7 protein-coding genes are annotated in these 6,814 nt (G+C 41.3%); all 7 read right to left on the bottom strand.

Features of this window, described 5'->3' with window-relative positions; genetic code table 11:
- Window positions 1-155 precede the first annotated feature (155 nt).
- Window positions 156-1,025 (bottom strand): purine-cytosine permease family protein, encoded by an 870-nt coding sequence (locus tag SSCH_RS04305; RefSeq protein ID WP_044664403.1) that lies wholly within the window; start codon window positions 1,023-1,025, stop codon window positions 156-158.
- A 51-nt stretch (window positions 1,026-1,076) separates the two neighbouring features.
- Window positions 1,077-1,253 carry a hypothetical protein gene (locus SSCH_RS18125; protein ID WP_156972090.1) on the bottom strand — a complete coding sequence of 59 codons (177 nt, stop codon included), beginning with the start codon at window positions 1,251-1,253 and terminating at the stop codon, window positions 1,077-1,079.
- A 942-nt stretch (window positions 1,254-2,195) separates the two neighbouring features.
- Window positions 2,196-3,581, bottom strand: a complete 1,386-nt coding sequence (locus SSCH_RS04300; RefSeq protein WP_044664402.1) for a sigma-54 interaction domain-containing protein — start codon at window positions 3,579-3,581, stop codon at window positions 2,196-2,198.
- Between the two features lie 531 nt (window positions 3,582-4,112).
- Window positions 4,113-4,457 carry a hypothetical protein gene (locus SSCH_RS16235; RefSeq protein ID WP_198142160.1) on the bottom strand — a complete coding sequence of 115 codons (345 nt, stop codon included), beginning with the start codon at window positions 4,455-4,457 and terminating at the stop codon, window positions 4,113-4,115.
- 746 nt (window positions 4,458-5,203) lie between these two features.
- On the bottom strand, window positions 5,204-6,001 hold the full coding sequence (locus SSCH_RS04285) for a methyltetrahydrofolate cobalamin methyltransferase (RefSeq protein WP_044664400.1): 798 nt from the start codon (window positions 5,999-6,001) through the stop codon (window positions 5,204-5,206).
- Between the two features lie 97 nt (window positions 6,002-6,098).
- Window positions 6,099-6,401: a trimethylamine methyltransferase family protein gene (locus SSCH_RS20770; protein WP_052835296.1), complete on the bottom strand. Its 303-nt coding sequence runs from the start codon at window positions 6,399-6,401 to the stop codon at window positions 6,099-6,101.
- Window positions 6,394-6,705 carry a trimethylamine methyltransferase family protein gene (locus SSCH_RS20765; RefSeq protein WP_052835295.1) on the bottom strand — a complete coding sequence of 104 codons (312 nt, stop codon included), beginning with the start codon at window positions 6,703-6,705 and terminating at the stop codon, window positions 6,394-6,396. Before SSCH_RS20765 ends, SSCH_RS20770 begins: the two co-directional genes overlap by 8 nt.
- Window positions 6,706-6,814: the final 109 nt, after the last annotated feature.

Raw genomic sequence — 6,814 nt, 5'->3', positions numbered from 1 at the left:
AAAGGAGTTTCGAGTAAGATTCAGTTTCAGTGTTTTTTAGGGAAGGGGGACTTGGCGGGCGTGCCATAGGGGTTCCCCTTCTCGCTATTTATCCTTCCGTGATGATTGTCATGTCAATAAATAATCCATATGTCAATCAGTATGCATCATTTACGTCATAAAAAGCAAGAAAAAAATCCTCTCCCCCCGTCATTGGGAGTGAGAGGCGACACCATTGCAAGAGCAGTAATAGCTCCGATACAAATGAAAATGGCCATAATCATAGCAAAACCGCCAACATGCCCCCAATAACTTTCCCGCTCTGTTTTAACCAGCCTAGGCAATACCCCTAATGCTGCATACCAGGCAAAAATAAAGGCAATATTCCATTCCATGACAATCATATACGCTTCCCATCGGTTGGGGTAGTCAGCTAAATTTAAGGGCTTGATGGCTGCTAGTTCCGCAAAAGAATAATTGGAAAACACCAGAATTATGATGATAACACCGACAGCCATGAGACTTGGCACCATAATTCTGGTTGCCTTTTTAACTGCAATAGGTCCCCTTAGAGCAATCCACATTCCAAACAGAATACAGGTCGATGCTATCCACGGACTCCATCCAGATGCAACGCGTATCCCCGCCGCTTCCACAATCTTAGTTATTGAATTGGCATAAAGCTGGGCATTGATGGCTTCATACCCAAAACTGGATGCAATAGCAAGGATGGCAATTAATGTCATACCCCTGTATCCAAACACCGCTTTTTGATAAACCCATAGGTCGATTCCATATCTAGTGGGAATTATTACGGCCAAACACAAAATCAACCCTGCAAGAGTCATCCCAAAAAAAGTGTTTGTTATTACTTCTTTCATTCCTAGGATTGTTGCACCATAGCCTCCCTGGACATAACACCAGGTTGCAATCGCCCACGCCCCCGTTGCCAACAAAATATCCCAGAAATTGTACATTTTATCCTTGCGGGTAGTCGGTATAATACCGTAATATACCTCTTCATTGACACGCTGTTCAATACTCATTGCTTTCCCCCTCAATTGATTACTGTAAGCCTTAAACCATTGCCGCGCCAATTACCAGAAAATACCCCAAATCAGTCCCGCGATACAGATAATGCCACAAATAGTCGCAGCAATATAGTCCTGCTTATTAATTGGAGGTGCAAATTCGTAGTAAGGGTCATTATACATTTCTACTCTTTTTTGTATTTCCTCATCCATTTTGGTTTTTAAATCGACTTCCTGACTCATGTTTCCCCCCCTCGATATCTAGCCCTTGTAATGCGATTTAGGTTCGATCGCATTTTACAGTATCTGAAATGTAGGCACATATTCCTGAACCTTTAACCGTTTTCTGTACTATTCCGGCGACTACACCAAATAATATGCAAGATTTATGCCAGATCTACCCTCGTGTAGGAACAACGGGCACTTACCCCTCAGATTCAAACAAAAACACAATAAGAAAATATTTTACGGGGTACCATTCTACCAAACTTCCCCATATTAAATTCATTGTTGCCTTATTTTATTCGCTACTGAATTACTTATCGAACTTATCGAACTTTATTTAATTCAAACTTTAGCTTAGAGGTATTTACTACTTTAACAATCTCTCAGAAAACACCTTAACCGTTATTATCACAGCCGCTATCTGTTTGTATGAACAATTTATGGTTAGGATATCCAAATCCACTTTATCATTGTGCACAGTAGTAAATCCGCAGGGTTGAGTCCGAATTTAAAATAATCCGCAAACTAGCACTATACCCCTAATATTGTTAAGGTTGTTAAGGTTGTTTTGGTATATTATTAATTGCATCTATAAAGTTTTAAAAGAATTTTAAATATTGAATGAAATATAATGGTGGGAATCTTTGAGGAAATCAAAATACGTAAAAGATAAGTAGATAAAGCAAAAAGATGATTTCCTACTTGGTGAAATCAGGTAAATGCCCAGTATTTTGTCAATACTCTGAGGAGTTCTGTGCAAACGAGTGCGATGAAGAGCCCCGGGCCAATTCAAGGGTTGCCCAACTAAGTAGACTGATAAACTGGACTGGCAAAATAAACAACGAACAAGGTAACAAACTTGAAATGTGTGATACAAGTGATATAAAGTTGCTGCAGTCCAGTTTAGTCCAATATATTTTACATTTCCAACCGTGCCCTGCCTACAGCACTAAACAGTAGTCACTTAACCCCATCCTCACAGTGCTTGCGTATCAAGCGATATGCTTTGCTTTGGCTTATTTCTAGCGCTTCTGCTACCTTATAGGAACTTCTTAGCCGATTGTGTGCCGTTATCACAATTTCTTTTTCGACTTTTTTAAGAGCATCTTCAAGAGGTACAAGTTGTGCACACGAAGGAAAACGGTCATGTTCGAGACTTACATCATACTCACTTGAAAGATGTGAAACACGATGTGGTTTAATTACATCATCAGGAACAATCACAACCAACCTTTCAATAACATGAGATAACTCCCTAACATTCCCTGGCCATGAATAGGAAAGTAATATATCTAAGGAACCCCTAGAAAAATATTTTTTGCAGCCGTATTTTTTATTATATTTATCAATATAGTAATTAACCAATGGTAGAATATCATCCTGTCTCTCCCTCAGCGGTGGAATCGTAATTTCAATCACATTTAGTCTATAATACAAATCATCTCTAAATAAGCCCTTATCTACAAGGGCTTTAAGATCACGGTTCGTTGCAGCCAAAATTCTTACATCAACAGTTTTAGCCTCTTTGCCCCCTACTTTAATAAAACGGCGTTCCTCTATTACTTCTAGAAGTTTGGCCTGAAGCCCGACAGGAATTTCGGCAATTTCGTCAAGAAAAAGGGTACCTGTTTCTGCTAGCTCAATTAGACCAGGTTTTCCGGATTTACTCGCTCCAGTAAAAGCACCAGAGGTATAACCAAACAGTTCCGACTCAAATAATTGCTCAGGAATAGATGCGCAATTAAGTGTAACAAAAGGGCATTTACATCTCTTACTCATCTTATGAATATATTTTGCCAGGTAACTCTTTCCTGTACCCGATTCACCCAATATCAGGATATTTGAGTCAACAGTTGCTACACGCTTAGCAACTTCAAAAGCATCATTCATTTTCTGGCTGCAAATAATAAAATCACTAGTATCAAGTTCCTTTTTGCGAAATTCCTCAGCTTCTGTTTTGTACCTTTTAGCCAGATTGGTGATATTATCTAGTTCCTTTTTCAGCTTCTCCAACTCTGTAACATCCCGGGCATTCATAACGATCATAGAGACATCACCCTTTTCATCAAGAACTGGAGTAGCCGTTACTAATAGTTTTACACCGATTAATGTTTCCTGAATTAAGCTTATTCTCTTTTTATCCCTCAAAATCTGGGGAGTAACAGATGGAAACCAAAATCCCTTAGCTGCCAGTTCATAGGATGATTTTCCTATGAACTCGGAAGCCTTTAAACCATAATGTCGTTCACATGCTTTGTTTACATAAATAACAACTCCTTCGCTGTCTACCACAAAGATCTCATCAAAAGATGCTTCAAGTATTTTTTGTAGGCCATCCTTATCCAATTCTCTCTCACCCCCTTGTTATCTACATAACCTGCTCGTTGTTTGTTGAGGCAAGGTAGGTTGTACACATCGTCCATCCTCTCTGTCTTTGCAATCTAACATCGAGGTCTACTAGTACAATTGTCGGCCTTCGGACAGGAGCAGCGATAATGAGAATATAAAACCCCGACGCTCATGATCCTAAACTCCAGGGCAAATCTAAAAGTAACCAATGGCTGAATGAAATAAAGTGGCTGGATGTTGGGTTGCAGTTATTCTATGTTGGTTTTTGCGCTTTTTGCGGATTGTGGTTTACTATTGTGTATATACTTTGAAATATTACTTATATAAAAATTATTATGGCTGGAAGTCCCTAAAATCTCCCAGAGGAGTTGCATCTATAATATTGCGGTGTGTCGCTGGTGCTCTTTTTAAATCCGGTTCTATAACTGCTTCATCTTAGATAGCTGGAATGATCAAGTCATCTCTGATCATACGTACCAGCGTACCAGTTTGTCGGGCTCCAGGAGTATATCCAGTCAGCAGAACTCATCACAGATACCCCCGCTGGGGCAGAGATATTTCTGTCAACCAAGAGGACACTCCACCCCGCTTGACGCGCCAAATAAGCAACCTCTGCCCCCTGCAGCTTCCCTCCCGCCACAACCATACCTTAACCAATTTGACTAGAGAACCAAAACCAGGCCGTTTATAGTAAAAGGGGTCTTCCCCTAGAGTCAAGTCAATAAAATGCACCCCTGATTCTGCCGCTCTTTTAGCTGCCTCAAGTACTTCTATCTTCGATTTGCGGTATCTGTTGGGGTGTATATTGGATTTTCTGTAGTAAGCAAAAGGTGCAGTCATTACGACACCATGTAGAGAAGCAGATAAAACCATACTAGAAAACCTTGTTTTAAAAATACCTGTCTCTCAATCTGCATGCCAGTTCAAAAACTGGTTCAACTCATCCAGTTTGCTCAATCCGAGAAGAAATTGCAATTCATGAGAGGACAAAGGTTCACCGCACTCCGCTTTCTGCAAGACATGACGTAACTTCATCATCATCTTTCTTTCTTTCTGAAGTTGCCGGTGCCCTTGAATAAGTTGTTTATGACTCATTATTTACATTTAAGACTTAGTAAGGTAACGAAAGGTATTTTAACATCCCCTGATATCGTCTCTGCTTTCATCCTCAGGTGGTGTCATAATAGAGGAAACGAACATCTACATTAGCTTATTCTTCGTTGTTAAACTTGTATCCATTCCTAAATTAATGCATAAACCATGCCAAAACATCAAGCCCAGAACAGGAGTTGCCATAACGTGGATCACGGAAGCGGTTCTCATAATCTACATCTTAATCAAACTTACATTAGTGTTTTTCACAAATCCTGACACTTATTTGGCCATCAAACCTATCAGTTTTTCCTGGTGTTTACAGTCATCCATTTCTTTCCATGTGATGCCGGCAGGTTCACACTGTGGAACAATTAGTGAGGCCCAATCCCTGCCACAGTCTAAAGGATTGCTGATCGGTGAAGAACGAAACGGCCTAACCGTTAGATGAAAACAGAACCCCCCAAGCCCAACGCGAATTCGGCTTAAGGGGGTTACCATGATAAGCTATATCATCCTGTAACCAATCAAAACTCAAACTTCTTGTTGCGATATGCCTTCAAGTAATTCATGCAATAATTATCCCGACCCGCCATTGTCTCAGCTGCAATAATATTAGCCATCATCCGCTTGTCCAGCGGATTTATGATCAAACCATCTAACCCCTTGGCGATAGCCATCACCGCAAAGTTCTGGTTAATATGCTTGCGCAGTGGCAAACCATAAGAAATGTTGGAAAGACCGCAAATTGTATGAACACCCGGAAAGCTCGTCATTATTTTTTGAATGGCGTTTAGAAATTCCAAACCAAAAGTACTATTAGTTGATATGGGCTGTACTAGGGGATCTACGTAAATGCTACCGATAGAAACATTTTTCTGGATAAGGCTGTTGATCAGTTTGTCAGCAATCTTCACCCTCTCATCACAGGTCTCAGGCATCCCCTCATCACTCATACAAAGAGCCACAATCTTCAAATCTGTACCCGTAACCAAAGGCAGCAAAGCCTCGTATCTTTCCTTTTCCAGGGAAATGGAGTTAATCATGGCCGTCCCTTTGTGAACAGCAAGAGCCTTTTCTATAGCTACCGGGTCAGGGCTGTCAATACAGCATGGTGTATCAACCGCGTCTTGTACGGTCTCTACAAGCCACTGTAGATAGTCAGCCTCCTGACCCACAAAAACCCCTGCGTTCACATCAACGAAATCAGCTCCGGCTTGTACTTGGTCACTGGCAACCTTTTTAATCTCTTCTTTATTTTGAGCCTCAATAGCCGCGGCAATGTCTTTGCGACTAGCATTAATCAGTTCACCTACAACAAGCATTATTCTATCCTCCTAAACAATGTTCTTTGCAACAGATAATATTTGGCAAAATTCGAGGTAGTGTTTATCAAAGCTCGAGTTACGGTTCATTCTGTCGCTACTCAGCAAGTGTTTTTTGAGCACTGGCTATTATCTTGTCGAGTTCTGCATCAACTTCTGGACTTAGTGGCTCAACTTCGTGAACTGCAAGCAATTCTTTAGCCCGATCTCTGGCAACATTTTCGAATCTTCGGCAACCCTTTGCTTCCCATTCCTCAAAGGTTTGACGCTGAGAGATAATCGGTTTCCAGAGTTCGCCAGCGCGTAGATGCTTTCTAGTGTGTTTATGTTCGAGGAAGTTAATCTCTTTTTCGATCACTTCTTCAATGACATGTACAGCCATCTTGTCCTCATCAACCATCCAGCCCCCTAACTGTATGTTGAATAATCGATGAAAGTTCGTTGTCTATAACTAGATTTTCATAGCTAGCCACCAAAGCATTGTCCACAATACCCGCAGTGCCGCAAAAATCGATACCGATCAAAGCGGGAAGGAGGGCATTGTAAATGTGTTCAAAGCCGCTCTGGGCATCAGGAGCCTTGGAAGCACCAGTATAGCCAGCCCGCACCCCGGGCAATACCATAGTGTTTTGCCAGTTGTATCGATAGGGCTCCACCAATTCCCATTTCCGGCATTCGCCCAAAGCGCCAACCCCGGATCTCATATCCATAGCACCTCCAGCACCGGGGCGACATGATTACCCGACAACCAGGCTTCATTAGTTGGGTAGAAATAACACCCGCCAGAAGCTCGGCATTATGTTGAACAACATT

The sequence above is a fragment of the Syntrophaceticus schinkii genome, from assembly GCF_000946815.1.
Taxonomy (GTDB): domain Bacteria; phylum Bacillota; class DSM-12270; order Thermacetogeniales; family Thermacetogeniaceae; genus Syntrophaceticus; species Syntrophaceticus schinkii.
Note: the sequence above shows the minus strand (reverse complement) of the source record. Positions and strands in the feature narration are given on the sequence as shown.

Excerpts from the sequence above, each read along its gene's own strand:
- SSCH_RS04305 (WP_044664403.1), bottom strand. The coding sequence starts at position 1,025 with ATGAGTATTGAACAGCGTGTCAATGAAGAGGTATATTACGGTATTATA.
- SSCH_RS18125 (WP_156972090.1), bottom strand. The coding sequence starts at position 1,253 with ATGAGTCAGGAAGTCGATTTAAAAACCAAAATGGATGAGGAAATACAA.
- SSCH_RS16235 (WP_198142160.1), bottom strand. The coding sequence starts at position 4,457 with ATGGTTTTATCTGCTTCTCTACATGGTGTCGTAATGACTGCACCTTTT.
- SSCH_RS04285 (WP_044664400.1), bottom strand. The coding sequence starts at position 6,001 with ATGCTTGTTGTAGGTGAACTGATTAATGCTAGTCGCAAAGACATTGCC.
- SSCH_RS20770 (WP_052835296.1), bottom strand. The coding sequence starts at position 6,401 with ATGGTTGATGAGGACAAGATGGCTGTACATGTCATTGAAGAAGTGATC.
- SSCH_RS20765 (WP_052835295.1), bottom strand. The coding sequence starts at position 6,705 with ATGAGATCCGGGGTTGGCGCTTTGGGCGAATGCCGGAAATGGGAATTG.